10 protein-coding genes and 1 pseudogene are annotated in these 17,394 nt (G+C 71.2%); 6 read left to right on the top strand and 5 right to left on the bottom strand.

The window, feature by feature from the left end; translation table 11 throughout:
* The 4 genes and pseudogenes from VG296_RS18335 to eccE form a co-directional block, all read right to left on the bottom strand.
* Nucleotides 1-561: pseudogene (locus tag VG296_RS18335) on the bottom strand (N,N-dimethylformamidase beta subunit family domain-containing protein); the annotation flags it as partial.
* Between the two features lie 203 nt (nucleotides 562-764).
* Nucleotides 765-3,125, bottom strand: coding sequence for an AAA family ATPase (locus VG296_RS18330; RefSeq protein ID WP_325567135.1), 2,361 nt, complete (start codon nucleotides 3,123-3,125; stop codon nucleotides 765-767).
* A gap of 115 nt (nucleotides 3,126-3,240) precedes the next feature.
* Nucleotides 3,241-4,044 carry a hypothetical protein gene (locus VG296_RS18325; protein ID WP_325567133.1) on the bottom strand — a complete coding sequence of 268 codons (804 nt, stop codon included), beginning with the start codon at nucleotides 4,042-4,044 and terminating at the stop codon, nucleotides 3,241-3,243.
* A gap of 3 nt (nucleotides 4,045-4,047) precedes the next feature.
* Nucleotides 4,048-5,310, bottom strand: coding sequence for a type VII secretion protein EccE (gene eccE / locus VG296_RS18320; protein WP_325567131.1), 1,263 nt, complete (start codon nucleotides 5,308-5,310; stop codon nucleotides 4,048-4,050).
* Between the two features lie 197 nt (nucleotides 5,311-5,507).
* Here eccE and eccB point away from each other — a divergent pair, with 197 nt between their 5' ends.
* The 3 genes from eccB to VG296_RS18305 all read left to right on the top strand — a co-directional run bounded on the left by eccB (nucleotide 5,508) and on the right by VG296_RS18305 (nucleotide 9,213).
* Complete coding sequence (gene eccB / locus VG296_RS18315) at nucleotides 5,508-7,145, top strand: type VII secretion protein EccB (protein ID WP_325567130.1); 1,638 nt, start codon at nucleotides 5,508-5,510, stop codon at nucleotides 7,143-7,145.
* A 19-nt stretch (nucleotides 7,146-7,164) separates the two neighbouring features.
* Nucleotides 7,165-8,532 (top strand): S8 family serine peptidase, encoded by a 1,368-nt coding sequence (locus VG296_RS18310; protein ID WP_325567128.1) that lies wholly within the window; start codon nucleotides 7,165-7,167, stop codon nucleotides 8,530-8,532.
* 144 nt (nucleotides 8,533-8,676) lie between these two features.
* Nucleotides 8,677-9,213: a dihydrofolate reductase family protein gene (locus VG296_RS18305; RefSeq protein WP_325567126.1), complete on the top strand. Its 537-nt coding sequence runs from the start codon at nucleotides 8,677-8,679 to the stop codon at nucleotides 9,211-9,213.
* A gap of 63 nt (nucleotides 9,214-9,276) precedes the next feature.
* Here the strand turns inward: VG296_RS18305 and eccCa are convergent, their stop codons facing one another.
* A complete protein-coding gene (gene eccCa / locus VG296_RS18300) occupies nucleotides 9,277-13,263 on the bottom strand; it encodes a type VII secretion protein EccCa (protein WP_325567124.1) in 3,987 nt (1,328 codons plus the stop codon).
* 201 nt (nucleotides 13,264-13,464) lie between these two features.
* Between eccCa and eccD the strand changes: the two genes are divergently transcribed.
* From eccD to VG296_RS18285, 3 genes are all read left to right on the top strand, one after another.
* On the top strand, nucleotides 13,465-14,907 hold the full coding sequence (gene eccD, locus VG296_RS18295) for a type VII secretion integral membrane protein EccD (protein WP_325567122.1): 1,443 nt from the start codon (nucleotides 13,465-13,467) through the stop codon (nucleotides 14,905-14,907).
* A gap of 118 nt (nucleotides 14,908-15,025) precedes the next feature.
* On the top strand, nucleotides 15,026-15,295 hold the full coding sequence (rpsO, locus tag VG296_RS18290; RefSeq protein WP_307844357.1) for a 30S ribosomal protein S15: 270 nt from the start codon (nucleotides 15,026-15,028) through the stop codon (nucleotides 15,293-15,295).
* A gap of 309 nt (nucleotides 15,296-15,604) precedes the next feature.
* On the top strand, nucleotides 15,605-17,394 hold a 1,790-nt coding region (locus tag VG296_RS18285), incomplete at its 3' end, for a polyribonucleotide nucleotidyltransferase (protein WP_325567116.1).

Raw genomic sequence — 17,394 nt, 5'->3', positions numbered from 1 at the left:
GTGCCCGTAGAGCGGATCCTGTTCGTACGAGGTCTTATAGCAGGTCACGTTCCGATTCGTGCCGAGTTCGCTGGACTCGAAGCGGATCCCGCGGAAGCACGTGTTCGCGCCGAGGAAGGCGACATTGGTACCCGCGTCGCGCGCCCCGGTGACGCTCTGACGCTGCTGCGGAGTCCAGTATTCGTCGTGGCCGAGCGAGAAGATCGCGGCGGCGCCGCTGAGCACGCTCGGGTCGTCGCGCACGTCGATGCCCGTGGTGTACGCGACCGGCAGGCCGAGGCGTTCCGCCCGCACGACCGCCGCCCACTCGTACACCAGGAACTTCTCCGCGCCGACGTCGTCGTACGGCCGGTCGAAGCTGACGGCGAGCGATCGCGCGTCGTAACTCCCGTTAGGCCCCTGATAGAGGCTGTAGCCGCCCCACAGGTTGTAGGCCTGCCATGTCGCGGCCGCGTGCATCAGCAGCAGTTTGCCCTTCGCACTAGCCGACCGCACGATCATCGGGACGTAGCGCTGGTAGCCGTTCGCCGCGTCGAGCCGCAGCAGATACGCGCCCTCGGGCCAGCCGTGGGGCCCGCTGCCTGCCCCGAGGGCGGCGTCGACGAGGAATGGTCGGTCAGCGCGAAGCCGGCTCCAACGCCGACCGCCCCGATCGCGCCAGCTGCCGCCGCGCCGATTACGACGCGACGATTGGGGCCGCGTCCTCCGTCGTGATCCGCGCTGGCCCGGCGCCTTTCGCTCACGGCGTCGTAGTACCCGTCAGATCAGGGCCCGAAGTGGTGCTGCGGGCCGACGCCGCGCTGCGAGCTGAAACCGTCCGCGACGTGCGCGGCGAGCTCCAGGTACGCGTCCGCCGTGGCGGGCTTCAGGTACTCCAGGTCGACCTCGGCGCCGGTGGCCAGGTGCGAGTCGTAGGGCACCGAGACCACGGCCCGGCAGCGCGCCGCGAAGTGCGCGACCAGCTGGGAAAGGTCGATCTCCTTGGAGGCCGGGCGGACCGCCGAGATCACCGTGATCGAGCGGCGCACCAGGTCCTCGAAGCCGTGCGCGATCAGCCAGTCCAGCGTGGTCGAGGCCGAGTTGCCGCCGTCCACGCTGGGGGTGGCGACGACGATCAGCTGATCGGCCATCGTCAGCACGCCGCGCATGGCCGAGTAGAGCAGGCCGGTGCCTGAGTCGGTGAGGATTATCGAGTACTGATTCTGCAGCGCCTCGATGATCCGCCGGTAGTCCTCGTCGTTGAACGTGGTCGAGACGGCCGGGTCGACGTCGTTCGCCAGCACCTCGAGCCGGCTCGGGGCCTGCGAGGTGAAGCGGCGCATGTCCACGTAGCTGCGGATGTTCGGCAGCGCCTGCAGCATGTCCCGGATCGTCGCGCCGGTCTCCCGGCGCACCCGGCGGCCAAGTGTGCCGGCGTCCGGGTTGGCGTCCACCGCGATGACCCGGTCGCCGCGGTTCCAGGCGAGCGTCGCGCCGAGGGCCGTGGTCGTCGTGGTCTTGCCGACGCCGCCCTTGAGCGAGATCACCGCGACCCGGTAGCAGCCGAGCAGCGGCGTGCGGATCCGGTCGAGCTGCTCCTGCCGCGCGGACTCGGCCTTGCCCGGCTTCACCTTGATGACGCCGCCGCTGACCGAGCGCACGGTGCGCCGCCAGCCGGTCTTCGCCACCGGCTCGGCCCGGCGCACCAGGCGCTCCGAGCTGAGCTCCTGCGAGGCCTGGAAGCCCAGCGGGGTGGCGAGCCCGGAGCCGTAGGACTGGCCGGACTGGGTGTATCCGGCGCCGGCGGCCGGCGGCATCTGCTGCGTCGGGAAGTGCTGCGCGGGGTTCTGGCCGGACTGGCCGGGCGGGCCGTACTGCGGATAGCCGTACGGCTGCTGCTGGGGTTGCTGCTGCGGTTGCGGTTGCGGCTGCTGTTGCTGCTGGGCCTGCTGCGGCGAGTAGAGCGGCTGCTCGGGCTGCTGCTGCGGCACCGGCGCGTTGAACACCGCGAACGGCTGCTGGGCCTGCGGCTGCTGCTGTGGCGCGTTGATCGGAGCCTGGTTGATCGGCGTGGGCGGCGCCGGGTGCGGCGGCTGCGGACCGGGGAACTGCGACGCGGGCGCGGGCAGGTGCGGCGGACCCTGCTGCGCGGGCGGCGCCGGAGGCGTCAGCGGCGCGGGCAGATGCGGCGCCTGCTGCGGGCCGGGACCCTGCGCCGGCGGCAGCGCGGCCTGCGGCCTCGGCGGCTGCGGAGCGGTCGGCTCGGGCTTGGACTCCGGCGCGGCGGGTGCGGGCGGCGGGGCCGCGGCCTGCCACACGCCGGGCGCGGGCGGATCCACCGGAAGCTCGCTGGAACGCCCCGCTCCGGACAGCGGGTCGGCGGACGAACCCGGTCCCTGCGACGGGACGTTGCCACCGGAAACCGGCGGCGGAGGCGGCAGCGCGGGACCGGGCGAGCCGGCCGCGGCCTGCGGCGGCCCGGCCTGCGGCCTGTTCGGCGCGGGTACCCCGCTGTTCGGGATCTGCGGCGGGGGCGGTAGCGAAGGGCCGCCGTGCGCGGGTACCCCGGTGTTCGGGATCGGCGGGGGCGGCGGAAGCGAGGGACCCGCCGACGGCCCACCCGCGTGCGGAGCCGGAGGCGGCGGGGTCGGACCAGGCTGCTGCGCGGGCGCGCCGCTGTTGAGTACCGGCGGCACCGGCGGCGGGGGAGTCAGCGGCATGGGACCGCCGCCCGGCACCTGCGGACCCTGCGGCGGCGGCAGCACCGGATTGCCGACGGACGGCAGCGGCGCGGCGGCCTGCCCGTGCTGCTGCGGATTCGCTCCGGGCGGCGGCATCAGCGGAGCGCCGGCCGGCGGCGGCAGCTGGATCGGCCGGCCGACGGGCGGCGGCGGGGGAGCGCTCATCCCCGCGCCCTGCCCCTGCTGCGGCCCCGAACCGTCACCCTGCTGCGGCCCCGGACCGTCACCCTGCTGCGGCCCCTGCGCCGGATTCGGCTGCTGCGGGGCCGGGGGCTGCGCCGCGGGCGGCTGCGGGGCGGCGGGCGCCCCGGTACCCCCTTGGCGATACCAGTCCGGGGTCGTGTAGACAGGGCCTGTCCAGCTGTCTTCCTCCGGCCCGTCGCCGTACCCGTTCTCGCCGCTCACGCCGCTTCCATCCCTCTGTGTCGCCTTCCCCTGACGCCCTACGGTAACCGGATCGCGGTCGTTCCGGAAAACAGTCGTCTGACTCGCTCCCGGCCCGGGGTCAGCGCGAGCCCGCTCAGTCCATCCGGCGGGGCGTGCCGAGCAACCCGGTCTCGTCCCGCGTCGGCGCCGAGAACACGTACTGCCGGCCGTGCCGCGCCGTCCACAGCGCCAGCTCGGGCAGCAGGGTCGGCAGCGCCGCCACGTCCTGCGGGCCGAGCCGGAACAGCCGCGCGGCCACCTCGGCCTCCTGCGGGGAGACCTGCTGGATCGCCACGTAGTCCGAGGTGATCAGGTGGCCCGCGTACGACGGGTCGAGGAACGGCACCAGGGTCAGCGTCGTCATCCAGGACGTCTTCGGGGCCGAGCTGCGCGGCGGCCGGGCGCCGGCGTCCCTGAGCAGCAGCACCGGGGACGCGGCGGTGGCACCGAGGTTGCCCACGCGCCGCACCGGAACCACGGCGATCACCTGCTGCCCGCCGCCCGCGTTCTGCGCCAGCGGGGCCCACAGCTGCGGACGCGCGGTCTCCACGACCACCCGCGCCCCGGTCGCCGTCGCCCGCAGCGCCAGCAGTTGCGCCAGGTACGCGCCGCCGATCAGCGCGATGTCCACGGCCTTCGGCTTGAACATACCGAGCACCGCGGGACGGCTGCCCTGGTCGGTGCCGATCACCACGCCGTCGTCGCCGACCGGCAGGGCGAGCGCGCCGAACTCCTCCGGCTCCAGGATGTGCTTCTCCAGCTGCGGGCCGCGCGCCGGGATCAGCCGCAGCTCGTTGCCGCGGTCCGGACGGGCCGCCACGACGACGCGCGGCTCCGGCGCGGTGGCCCGCGCGGCGGCCCGGCGCGGCGCGTAGGCGGACGGTGCTGAGTTCGACATCTGCTACTCCCCTCCCAGCGGGACGGTGGCGACCAGTCCGGGCAGCTGCTCCCCGTCGAGCCGGGTCAGGCCCGCGCCGGCCTGGCCGGCCCGCGCCTCGAGCTGCTTGCTCGACTCGTTCAGCTGGTTCTCCGAGCCCGCCGCGATCCGCACGAAGCAGCTGAACGCGACGGAGTCCCCGGTGCCCCGGCTCAGGTTCACCGCGACGCTGGTGCCCAGTGCGGGCAGCGAGCTCACCGAGGCGAAGAAATCAGGGCTCGTGCGCGCCGAGAGCGTCGGCGGCTTGTCCAGCCAGTACGTCGTGTGCCAGCTGCCGTCGCAGCGCCAGTACCGCTTCGTCTCCTCGGTGCGCCGGTGCGCGGCCGCCGTGGGGTTCACCGCCACCTGGCTGATCATGCACGCCGTGCCCAGCGCGGTGATCAGCTCAGGCTCGCTGAGGATCGTCGCCTCGAAGCCCGCGCCCTCGATCTGGCTGGCCACCCGCTGAACCGCCGTCAGCAGCGCGCGCTGCGCTCCGGTCCGGCCGCCGCCGCGCGCCTCGACCGCGCCGTGCGCCGCCTCCGGGTCGAGCCGCACCGCGGCCCACGTCGTGCGCTGCGCCGGAACGTCGGCGCCGATGCTCTGATACGACCGTGCCGACAGCGACTGGCGCGGCAGGTGCGGCGCCGGGGCCGGACGCGAGTGCGAGATCAGCTGCACGCTGGCGACCGGGACCTGAGTGTCCGACAGGGCCGCGGCCACCGCGCCGACCGGCAGCGGATGCGACTGCCGGGGCTCGCGCAGCGGCTCGTCGCGCGAGTCGAGCTGGATGACGGCGGTCAGGAAGGTCCCGTCACCGATCACGCCGACCGGCTCGCCGCCGCGGGTGGACACGGTCGCGGTCTTCAGCGCCGGGAAGGTCTCCCGCAGCGGCGCCAGCGCGGACTCCCCGCTCGCCGGCCGCTGCTGGTCGTGCCGGTCCTTGAAATCCCCGCGCACCTGCCGCGCGGCGCCGAGCCAGCGTCCCCGGCTGCCCCCGATCGCTCCGATCACGCACAGCAGCGCCACCGGCCCGGTGCCCGCGATCACCACCGGCTTGTGCATCAGGAACGGCACCGCGGCCAGCGCCGCCGCCGCCTCGATGAGGATCAGCCGGATCAGCGGGACCGAGCCGATCCGGCCGGGACGCGGGTGGAAGCCAGGGGTGACCTGGACGCCGACGGGCCGGCGTCCCTCCGCCGCGGGCGCGGGTGCCGCCGCGCGCGGTTGAGTGCGTGCTGTCGCCATCTGTGTGCGCCTGCCCCCTCGTGATGAGCGCGAAAAGTCCTTACTCCGCAGCCGTATGGTACGCGCGGATCCGGGTCCGGAAACAGCCCCTCGTGCCCCCGACGTGCCCGGTCCGATCGTGCCGCCGTTACTGTACTCTGTTTCGCACGCGTGCTCTCGCCATCGGGGCGCGGGGGTCCGAGGGGAGATATGGGGCAGTGGCGACTCGCAAGGATCAACTGGACGCGTTCAATTTCGCGCGGCGGCGCATGGTCGCGAATCTGGTCGTGCCGACGGCGACCGGAAGCGACGAGGGCGCGCCCCGGCCGGTGAAGACGTTCGCGACCTCGATCATCCTCAGCGCGCTCGCCGTGGTCGCCGTGATGGTGCTCGGAGTGTTCAAGCCCTCCGCGCCGAACGGCTGGCAGAACGGTCTCGCCGTCGACTCGAGCACCGGCGCCGCGTACATCACGCAGAGCGGCGAACTGCACGCGGTCTACAACATAACCTCGGCCCGGCTGATCCTCGGCACGAACTTCTCGAAGTACGACGTACCGGACTCGACACTCAACAACTCGGGTGTCACGATCGGCTCCCCGGTCGGCATCCTCGGCGCCCCGGAGGACGTGCCCTCCTCCTCGAACATGGGCCTGACCCAGTGGTCGTTCTGCCAGAACGAGGTCCTCGCGAACGGCGCCAGCACGTCCACCGGCCAGAACTACCTGGAGGTCGGCTACGCGCCGAGCTCCTCGACCACCGTGTGGACGAGCAAGAGCGCCGCGGCGCTGATCGTGCACGACAACGCCGACGACGTCTACCTGATCGACGGCGACTACCGGTACTTCATCGGCAACGACACGACCCAGAAGACGTACGTCCAGGACATCCTCGGCGCGGTCAACGAGGGCACGGCGATGACGAGCGACACGACCGGATTCTGGGTCTCCGACGCCTGGCTCAACGTCTTCACCAAGGGCGACCCGCTCACCTACCCGAAACTCTCGGACCTGGGCGACGGCGTCACCGCCTCGTCCCAGCCGGGCAACACGGTCGGCGAATACGGTGCGCTCAAAACGTCCTCCTCGGCGGGCGGCGCGGTGCAGACCGCGAACGGCGTCCTGCAGCTGACCCCGTTCGAGTACGACCTGTACACGGCCAACGGCGACCTGACGACCAAGCACATCAATCCGTTCCCCTCGAACACGCTGAACCTGTCCGCGATCAACGCGGCGAACAAGGGCGGCGCGCCCCAGGCTTCGACCACGTTCGAGTCGAGCACCGACGGCTCCAACTGGCCGGTGCTGCCGCCGAGCCTCTACGGCACGGACACGAGTTCGGCGACGACCGCGAACATCTGCGTGGGCTACAACGGCCAGAGCGAGAACAACGTTCCGGCCCTGACCACCTGGACGAGCTCGGCATTGCCCTCCGGCGCGGACAACGGCTCGTTCGGCGTCCCCCAGTCGGGCGGCAACCTCTTGGCAGGCGTCGTCCTGGTCAAGCCGGGCTACGGGCTGATCGCGAAGTCCTCGAGCGGCACCGAGTACCTGATCGAGGACTCGGGCTTCCGCTATCCGCTCGGCAGCGGCGTCGTGGCCGTCGCCGGAGCCACCGCCTCGGCTTCCGCGTCCGCGTCCGCGTCGGGTTCCGGCAACTCCAGCTGCGCCTCCAACTCGAGCTCCGGCTCGGGATCGAGCTCGAGCTCGAGCTCCGGCCAGACGGTCACCGCGGTCTGCCAGCTCGGCTACTCCCAGGTGAAACCGGAGACGCTGCCGCCGACGTGGATCAACCTGCTCCAGGGCGGCGCCGAGCTCAATCCGGCCGCGGCGGGCAAGTCCCCGCAATCAGGCAGCTGAGACGGGAGACCACGGCACCATGAGCGCCTTCCGGAAGACCCGCTACGCCGCGGCGGCCACCGTACTGGCGTGCGGCACCGGGCTCGGCCTCCCGGCGGCCGCCGCGGCGGCCGCCACCGGCCTCGCGGCGTCGCAGGCCTCGAGCAACTGCACCTCCGCCAACGTGACGGTGGACAAGAACCAGGCCGATACGCCCTGGGAGATCCAGGCCGCCAATCCCGGGCACCTGACGAACCTGCAGGGCAACCAGCTCGACGGCACCGGGGTCAAGGTCGCGGTCATCGACACGGGCATCCAGAGCCAGGGCCAGCTCAACGCGGGCGGCGGCACCGTGCTCAACGGCGAGTCCACCGGCCCCGACGCGGACGACGACGGCCACGGCACGATGGTCGCCTCGATCATCGGCGCGCAGAAGGCGGCGGGCGTCAACGGCATGCAGGGCATCGCCCCCGGCGTGCAGCTGCTCTCGCTCCGCGAGGCCGGATGCAACGCCGCGCAGGGCAGCGGCAACACCGAGGACGCGATGGCGCAGGCGATCACGGACGCCGTCGGCGAAGGCGCCACGGTCATCAACATCTCGCAGGACGGCTACGACCAGGACCCCAAGCTGCTCGCCGCCGTGCAGTACGCGTACAGCCAGGGCGTGGTCATCGTGACCTCGGCGGGCAACCAGGGCGACCGGGACACCACCGACAACAACGGCACCGACTACGGCGTGAACCCGCGCACCTATCCGGCCTCGTACCCGGACGTGCTCGCGGTCGGCGCGGTGGACCAGTACGGCACGGTGGCCACGTTCTCCGAGTCCGGCACGGCGAAGAACACGTACTTCGTCGGCGTGGTCGCCCCGGGCGTCGGCGTCGGCGGCCTGCTGCAGAACGGCAAGATCGCGGTCGACGACGGCACGAGCTTCGCGTCCCCGTACGTGGCGGCCGAGGCCGCGCTGATCATCCAGGAGCACCACTGGACCTCCAGCGGCGACCGCACCCCCGCGCGCGCCTACGAGGTCATCAAGACCATCGAGGCCACCGCGGACGGCGACGGCGCGTACAGCCCGTCGCTCGGCTGGGGCGAGGCCGACATCCAGAACGCGCTGAACGCGACCGTCAGCGACTCGCTGGCCGCCTCGAGCGGCCCGATCAGCGGCCTGACCCCGATGCTCGGCATCGGCCCGAACGCGGACGGCCAGGCCGCCGCGACGAGCCAGCAGGTTGACAAGACGGTCGTCAAGCCCTACGTGGCCACCGCGGGCAACCACGAGGCCGAGAACCAGCAGCGCTGGGCCTACATCGCCCTCGCCGCCGGCCTGCTCACCGCCATCGTCGCCCTCGCCGCCGCCGCCGTGGCCCGCGACGCCGCCCGCCGCCGCGGCGCTACCCAGCTGTAGCCGCCGCGCCGTAGCCGCCGCGCCCTTCCGTGTGAGAAGTGGCCTTGGCCGGCCCGCGTGAAAAGTCCTGCACGTCGCAGCGATGAGTTTCGGCGACCCGATCAGTCCAACCAGTAGCATCGGGCAAAACTGGAGGTGTTGGGCGTGCGAAAGATCGTCGTGTACGAACTGTCGTCCCTCGACGGCGTGGCCGAGGCCCCGGATGAGTTCTTCGCCGACTGGGACGAGGCGATGGACGCCAACCTCGCCGCTGTGATCGCGGCACAGGACGCGGTCATTCTCGGCCGCCGTAGCTACACCGAGTGGGCGCAGTTCTGGCCGAGCAGCCAGATCGAGCCATTCGCGTCATTCATCAACGGGGTCGCGAAGTATGTCGCGACGTCGACGCCGCTTGACCGAGATTGGGCCAATGCGACGGCGATCGAGGGTGGGCTGGTCGAATTCGTTCGGGATCTCAAGCAGCAGAGCGGAGGCGAAATCGGCGTCCACGCGAGTATCTCGGTCGCTCGGTCGCTGCTCGCCGCTGACGTCGTCGACGAACTCAGGCTCGTGATCGCGCCGCGCATCGTCGGCCGTGGACAACGGCTCCTCGAAGGTTTGCCGCCGATCCGGCTCGAGTCGATCCGAAGCGACATGTCGCCGACCGGCTACCTGCTCGTCGACTATCGCGTCACTCGTTAAGAGGAACGGGTTAAGCGGAACGGGCCCGACCGGATCACTCCGGTCGGGCCCGTTCCTTCCCTCTTACAGCACCGGCGGGCTGAAGGCCGTCTGCACGAGCATCGTGCCGTGCCGGCGGGAGACGAGGGTGCCGCGGCCGGCGGGCTGCTGGCTGCCGCGGACGGTGCCGAGGAGCTGGCCCTCCTCGCGGTCCGCCGACAGCAGCAGGCCGGGTTGGCGGGACTCGCGCATCCGCTGGACGAGCGGCTCGAACAGTGAGCGGCTGGCACCGCCCGAGGCGCGCGAGACGATCAGGTGGAAGCCGAGGTCCCGGGCCATCGGGAGGTACTCGGCGAAGGGCATGAGCGGGTTGCCGCCCTGCGTGGCCACCAGATCGTAGTCGTCCACGATCACGAAGATCTCCGGACCCGTCCACCACGAACGGTTGCGCAGCTGCTCGGCCGTCACCTCGGGGCCCGGCTGGCGCTTGTCCAGGAACGGGCGGATCTCGGAGACGGTCGACTGCACCGCGCCGGCCGCGGCGCAGTATCCGAGCGCGTGGCTCTCCGGGCACGCGCCGAGGAGCGTGCGCCGGTAGTCCACGAGCAGGATGCGCGCCTCGGTGCCGTTGTAGGCCTCGGTGATGCCCTTGATGATCGTCCGCAGCACCGCGGTCTTGCCGGACTCGCTCTCGCCGAACATCAGGAAGTGCGGGTCCTGGCTGAAGTCCAGGTACACCGGCTCCAGCTTGTTCTCGTCCACGCCGAGCGGGATCGCGTGCACGGGACGGGCGGCGGGCTCGGGCAGGTCCGTGTACGGGACCATGAGCGGGAGCATCCGCAGCTTGGGGGCCGCGGGGCCCTGCCAGGCCTCGGCGATGGCGCTGACCGTCTTGGCCACGCCGTCCGCCAGGTCCGTCGCGTCCTCCACCCCGTCGATCCGCGGCAGCGCGCCGAGGAAGTGCAGCTTGGCCCGGGTGATACCGCGGCCCGGGTTGCCGGCCGGCACGTTCTGCGCGACCTTGCGGTCGATGTCGGATTCCATCGGGTCGCCGAGCCGCAGCTCGATGCGGGTGTTGATGGCGTCCTTCAGCTGCGGGCGCATCTCCGCCCACCGCGCGGCCGAGATCACCACGTGCACGCCGAAACCGAGGCCGCGCTGGGCGATGTCGAGGATGTCCTGCTCGAGCATCTCGAACTCGCTCTTGAGCGTCTGCCAGCCGTCCACGACCAGGAAGACGTCCCCGAACGGCTCGTTGGGCAGCTCGCCCCGCGCCCGCTTGGCGCGGAAGGTGCCGATGGAGTCGATCTGGTTGGTGCGGAACGTCTCCTCGCGCTTGTCGAGGATTCCGACGACCTCGCTGACGATGCGTCGGACCACGTCCGCGTCCAGCCGGCCGCCGAGGCCCGACATGTGCGGCAGGCCCTGCAGGCTCATCAGCGAACCGCCGCCGAAGTCGAGGCAGAAGAACTGCGTCTCCATCGGCGTGTGGCCGAGCGACAGGCCGGTGATCATCGTGCGCAGCAGCGTCGACTTGCCGGACCGCGGACCGCCGACGACCACCGCGTGGCCCGCGGCGCCGGACAGGTCAAGCTGGTAGACCTCGCGCTTCTGCTCGATCGGCTTGTCCGCGATCGCGATCGGCACGCTGAGCCGGCCGGAGCCTGAGTAGCCGGTCGCGATCAGACCCCGGTCGGCCGTGGCCTGGATGCCCGGCAGCAGCGCGTCCAGCGTCGGCGGCTCGACCAGCGGAGGCAGCCACACCTGGTGCGCCGGGATGCCCTCGCCCTCCATCTGGCGGACGAAGACGTCGAGCACGGTGTCGACCATGACGTCGTCCTCCTCCTTGGCCGCCGGAGTCGCGGAGACCGGCTCGTCGACCCTTTCGGGCAGCACGTAGGCGGAGGTGAACAGCGTCGGCCTGCGGTGGTCCAGCTTGCGTTCCACCGTGGTACGCGTCTGCGGCTTGTAGGGCCCTGACACGTACGCGGCCTTGAACCGCTGGCCGGGGCCCGCGCCCGACTCCGCGCCCACCGTCTTGAGGTAGCCGGAACCGGGGATCGACGGCAGGTTGAACGCGTCCGGCACGCCGAGCACGACGCGGGACTCGGCCGCGGAGAAGGTCTTCAGGCCGAGCCGGTAGGACAGGTAGGTGTCCAGGCCGCGCAGCTTGCCCTCCTCCAGCCGCTGCGAGGCGAGCAGCAGGTGCACGCCCAGCGAACGGCCGATTCGGCCGATCTGGATGAACAGGTCGAGGAACTCCGGCTTGGCCGTGAGCATCTCGGAGAACTCGTCGAGCACGATCAGCAGGTTCGGCATCGGGGTCAGCTGGGCCCCGGCCGAAGTGGCCTTCTGATAGTCGTGGATGTTCTTGAAGTTGCCCGCGTCGCGCAGCATCTCCTGGCGCCGGTTCATCTCGCCGACGATGGCGTCGCGCATGCGGTCGACCATCGTCAGGTCGTCGGCCATGTTCGTGATGACGGCCGCGGTGTGCGGCATGGTCGACATGCCCGCGAAGGTCGCGCCGCCCTTGAAGTCGGAGAGCACGAAGTTGAGGTTGTCCGAGGAGTGCGTGACGGCGAGCGCCAGCACCAGGGTTCGAAGAACCTCGGACTTTCCGGAACCGGTGGCGCCGATGCACAGCCCGTGCGGGCCCATGCCGCCCATCGCGGCCTCTTTGATGTCCAGGATGACCGGCTCGCCGGCCTCCCCGATGCCGATCGGCACCCGCAGCCGGTCCTGCGGGCTCAGCCGCTTCCAGCCCTTGCGGGTGTCGAAGGCGCCCGGGTCGCCGATGCCCATGAGGTCGGTGAAGTCCAGCGCGCTGGTGAGCGGCTCGTCCCCGTCGCTCCCGCCGCCGACGCGCAACGGCGCCAGCTGCCGGGCCAGCGCCTCGGCCTGCGGGATGGACAGCTGGTCGCCGATGCCGCTGAACGAGGCGCCGGAGGAGGTCTCCACCTTCAGCTTCTGGCCGTCCACCGACATGTGCACGCCGCCGCGCACCAGGCCGGCGTGGCCCTCGGCGTCGAGCTCGATGATGGTCACGCCGTGCACGCCCTCGCCGTGCAGCAGCACGGAGTCGCCGCTGGCGCGGGCGCCGTCCACGACCACGATCAGGTGCGGCTGGTCCAGGATGGGCGGCGCCTCCCGGGAGAAGCGCGGGCGGTCCATCAGTTCACTGCCGAGCGCCTCCTCGAGCTCGTTCGCGTCCGAGTAGATCAGGCGCACCGAGCCGGCGGCGTCGTTCTCCTTGGGGTGCTGCGCGTGCGGCAGCCACTTCACCCATTCCCAGTGCTGACGGCGGTTCTCCGCGGCCAGCACGCAGATGCGCACCTCGTCCGGTGCGTGGAACGAGGCCAGCTGGGCGAGCAGCGCGCGGGCGTGGCCGCGGGCGTCTTCCGGCGTGCCGTCGCCGGCCGAGCTGACCAGCACGTGCCAGAAGGACCGCAGCGGCACCGCCATCGGCAGCTTGTCCAGCATGCCCTGCACGGTGATGAACCGGCGCAGCGCGTCCGCGCAGATCGGTTCGAGCTCGTCCACCGGGGCCGTCTCCGGCGCGACCAGCGGCGTGGCAAGACGCTGCGAACCGGTGCCGAGCCGGATCTGCACGAAGTCCGGGTCGCTCGGGCGCCGCTCCCACAGCCGCTGGCCGCTGGTCACGATCGCCCACAGGTGCGCCGGATCAGGGTGCGACCACATCTGCGCGGTGTACTGCTGCTGCTGGGTCTTGCGCACCTGCTGGCGCATCTGGCTCAGATAACGGAGATAGTCGCGGCGGGCGTCGGCGGTCTTCCCCTTGCCGTTCTTCTTGTTCCCGCCGAGCTGCTGGCTGAGCATGCCCAGCGAGCCGAGGACGGTCATGCCGCCCATCATCTTCATCATCATGTTCGTGCCGGGCATGAAGAAGAACCCGACCGAGCCCAGCATCCCGAGCATCGGCAGCGCCTGCATCACCCCACTGCCGTTCTTCGCCGCCCGGGCCAGCTCCGGCGGTGGTTCGAGGAATACCTCCCCAGTCGGCACCTGCGGCGGGTGCACCCGCGGCGGCCGCTTGACGACGACGGTACTCAAAGCCCTGCCCCTCCCGTTGACCTACTCTTTACACAGCTAGACGCAGCTGTTGCACTCACTGGCAGTCTCGGAGGAGTCTAGTAGACTCTCGCGCGCGTAGACAGCAGGCCGACTGTGCGCAGAGGCTGTATTGAGAGCGCGCGTTGACGGTAACGCGGGCGCGGGATCGACCGTCGCAGGGGAAATCGGGAGGGGCATGCAGTGGCTGCCAATGTGATGACAGGGTTCTGCCGCATTACGGTGGTGGCGCCGGACGTACGGGTGGATGTGGCGCTTCCCGAGGACGTGCCGATGGCCGAGCTGCTGCCGGACGTGCTGCGGATGGCCGACCAGTGGCAGAACGAGGGGGCCCACTCGGGCTTCGCGCTCGCCCGGCTGGACGGCACCGAGCTCGACACCGGGCTCTCGCTGGCCGCGCAGGGCGTGCGCAACGGGGACCTGCTGTATCTGCGCGCGGCCACCGAGACCCTGCCGCCGCCGGTGTACGACGACGTGGTCGACGCGATCGTGCAGAGCGTCTCCGACGACACGCGCATGTGGACCGGCGTCCACTTCCGCCGACTCGGCCTGATCGGCGGCGCGCTGGTGCTGGCCGTCGGCGCGTGGGTGCTGTGGAGTTCGGGCGACCCGCACGGCATGCCCGCGGCCGTCGCCGGAATCCTCGCCGTGCTGCTGACCATCTCCGGCGGCATCGCCTCGCGCTCCTACAAGGACCACATCGGCGGCGCCGTGCTCGGCGGCTGCGCGGTGCCCTACGCGTTCCTGGCCGGCCTCGGCGTGCTGCCGATCTCCGCGACCGCCGGACTCGGCCGCAGCCACTTCATCGTGGCCTGTGCCGCGGTACTGGTGGTCGCGGTCATCGGCGGCGTGGTGCAGGAGGAGCACGACGAGGTCTACGTCGCGGCCGGGATCGCCGCGACCATCGGCGCGGTGGCCGCGGCCATCGGGCTCGCCAGCCACGCCGGCCCGGTCAAGCTCGCCGCCGGCGCGGGCACCGTCGCGATCGCCGCGATCGGCTTCCTTCCCGGGCTGGCCATGCGGCTGACCCGCTTCCCGATGCCCGTGCTGATCGACGGCGCCCCGCAGGTCGGCGTCGGCGCCCAGCAGCAGTCGCGCAAGGCCCAGCTGCCCGCCGGCAACGACGACCCGGTGGACACCGAGGCGATCGGCCGCCGCACCCGCCGCGGCCACGAGCTGCTCACCGGCCTGGTCGCCGCGTGCGCGCTGGTCGCCGCGATCGGCTCGATGGTGCTCGCGTTCAGCGCCCCGCACGCGGCCAACGGCGCCTGGGAGCTGGCGATGGCCGCCATCCTCGGCCTGGTGCTGATCTCCCGCGCCCGGCTGCTGCGCCGCACCACCCAGGTCACCGCACTGATCGGCGGCGGGGTGATCGCCGAGGCCTTCGTGCTGGTCGGCGCCGCCCGGCACGTGTCCGCCACCGCGCAGCAGACCTGGTACTTCGCCGTCGTGCTCGCGGCCGGCCTGCTGCTGGTGCTGGTCGGCTTCGGCCTGCCGGACCGCACCCTCTCGCCGCGCTGGGCCCGCACCGTGGACATCCTGGACGCGCTGCTGCTCGCCTCGGTCATCCCGGTGCTGCTCGGCGTGCTCGCGATCTACAACACCGTGCAGTCGGTGGGGCACTGACGGCCTGACCTAGCAGTATGGCGAGACCACGACCCGGGCGCTGATAGAATGGCGCCCGGGTTCATCTCCGCCTTGTGAATCAGACCGGGGCGGCCCCGAGCATGAGAAGGAGTCGCGCGTGTCCCTGGACATCGCAACGAAGAAGCAGATCATGACCGAGTACGCGACGGTCGAGGGCGACACCGGCTCCCCGGAGGTCCAGGTCGCGCTGCTCACCAAGCGCATCAACGACCTGACCGAGCACGTCAAGACGCACAAGCACGACCACCACTCGCGGCGTGGCCTGCTGCAGCTCGTCGGCAAGCGCCGCCGGCTGCTGAAGTACCTCGCCGACAAGGACATCGCGCGCTACCGCTCGCTGATCGAGCGGCTGGGTCTGCGTCGATAACGTAGGAAAAGCATACGGGAGCGGTATCCGGAGGTCCGGATGCCGCTCCTAGGCGTACTCAGTCCAGCTCGGTCCGGGTGCGTCATGGAGCGAACACACAGCCGCATGGGTTAGCGTGGCTGTGGATAAAACGAAGAGGAAACGACCGGAACGTACGACCCGGTGTACCGATCTTCGGTAGTGGCCGTCGGGATCCGAGGTCGCGCGGCAGCCCCGCGCGCCGGATCCGGCGGCTTCGATCGGAGACCGGTCCTGGCCACCTGAGGTGGGTCACGTCGCGTTCCAGATCACGAATTAAGGAGTGAACCCATGGAGGGTTCAGAGGTCGCGACGACCGAAGCGATCATCGACAACGGGCGCTTCGGCACCCGCAAGGTCACGTTTGAGACCGGGCGCCTGGCGCGCCAGGCCGCCGGCTCAGCCGTGGCCTACCTGGACGACGAGACCATGATCTTGTCGGCCACCACCTACTCGAAGACACCGAAGGACCAGCTGGACTTCTTCCCGCTGACCGTCGACGTCGAGGAGCGCATGTACGCGGCCGGGCGCATCCCCGGCTCGTTCTTCCGGCGCGAGGGCCGTCCGTCCGAGGACGCGATCCTGACGTGCCGTCTGATCGACCGCCCGCTGCGCCCGTCCTTCGCCAAGGGCCTGCGCAACGAGATCCAGATCGTCTGCACCGTGATGGCGCTGCACCCGCAGCACCTCTACGACGTGATCGCGATCAACGCCGCGTCCGCGTCGACGCAGCTGGCCGGCCTGCCGTTCTCCGGCCCGATCGGCGGCGTGCGCGTCGGCCTGATCGACGGCCAGTGGGTCGCCTTCCCGACCCACGAGGAGCTCGAGGGCGCGGTCTTCGACATGGTCGTGGCCGGCCGGGTGCTCGCCGACGGCGACGTCGCGATCATGATGGTCGAGGCCGAGGCCACCAAAAAGACGATCGAGCTGGTCCGGGACGGCGCCGGCGCGCCGACCGAGGAGATCGTGGCCGAGGGACTCGACGCGGCCAAGCCGTTCATCAAGGAGCTGTGCCGGGCGCAGGCCGAGCTGGCCAAGCTCGCCGCCAAGCCCACCGCCGAGTTCCCGCGCTACCTGGACTACCAGGAGGACGTGTACGAGGCCGTGGCCGCGACCGTCTCCGCCGAGCTCGCCGCCGCGATGACCATCGCGGGCAAGCAGGAGCGCGAGACCGAGCAGGACCGGCTCAAGGCCGTCACGATCGAGAAGCTGGCGTCCCAGTTCGAGGGCCGCGAGAAGGAGATCTCCGGCGCCTACCGCTCGCTGACCAAGAAGCTGGTGCGCGAGCGGATCATCCGCGACCGGGTGCGCATCGACGGCCGCGGCGTGACCGACATCCGGGCGCTGTCGGCCGAGGTCGACGTCGTGCCGCGGGTGCACGGCTCGGCGCTGTTCGAGCGCGGCGAGACCCAGATCATGGGCATCACCACGCTGAACATGCTCCGGATGGAACAGCAGATCGACACGCTGAACCCGGAGAACCGCAAGCGCTACATGCACAACTACAACTTCCCGCCGTACTCGACCGGTGAGACCGGCCGGGTGGGCTCGCCGAAGCGCCGCGAGATCGGGCACGGCGCGCTGGCCGAGCGGGCGCTCCTGCCGGTGCTGCCGACGCGCGAGGAGTTCCCGTACGCGATCCGCCAGGTCTCCGAGGCCCTCGGCTCGAACGGCTCGACCTCGATGGGCTCGGTCTGCGCCTCGACCATGTCGCTGCTGAACGCGGGCGTGCCGCTCAAGGCGCCGGTCGCGGGCATCGCGATGGGCCTGGTCTCCGCGGAGATCGACGGCAAGACCGAGTACGTCGCGCTGACCGACATCCTCGGCGCCGAGGACGCCTTCGGCGACATGGACTTCAAGGTCGCCGGCACCAAGGAGTTCGTCACCGCGCTGCAGCTGGACACCAAGCTCGACGGCATCCCGGCCGCCGTGCTCGGCCAGGCGCTCAAGCAGGCCCGCGACGCGCGCTTCCACGTGCTCGACGTGATGCTCGAGGCGATCGACGTGCCGGACGAGATGTCCGAGCTCGCGCCGCGGATCATCACCATCAAGATCCCGGTGGACAAGATCGGCGAGGTCAT

Origin of the sequence: Actinospica sp., assembly GCF_035552695.1 — a bacterium.
GTDB lineage: Bacteria > Actinomycetota > Actinomycetes > Streptomycetales > Catenulisporaceae > Actinospica.
Note: the sequence above shows the minus strand (reverse complement) of the source record. Positions and strands in the feature narration are given on the sequence as shown.

What these genes read in the sequence shown, in the direction of transcription:
- VG296_RS18325 (WP_325567133.1), bottom strand. Translation starts at nt 4,044, where the DNA reads ATGTCGAACTCAGCACCGTCCGCCTACGCGCCGCGCCGGGCCGCCGCG.
- eccE (WP_325567131.1), bottom strand. Translation starts at nt 5,310, where the DNA reads ATGGCGACAGCACGCACTCAACCGCGCGCGGCGGCACCCGCGCCCGCG.
- VG296_RS18310 (WP_325567128.1), top strand. Translation starts at nt 7,165, where the DNA reads ATGAGCGCCTTCCGGAAGACCCGCTACGCCGCGGCGGCCACCGTACTG.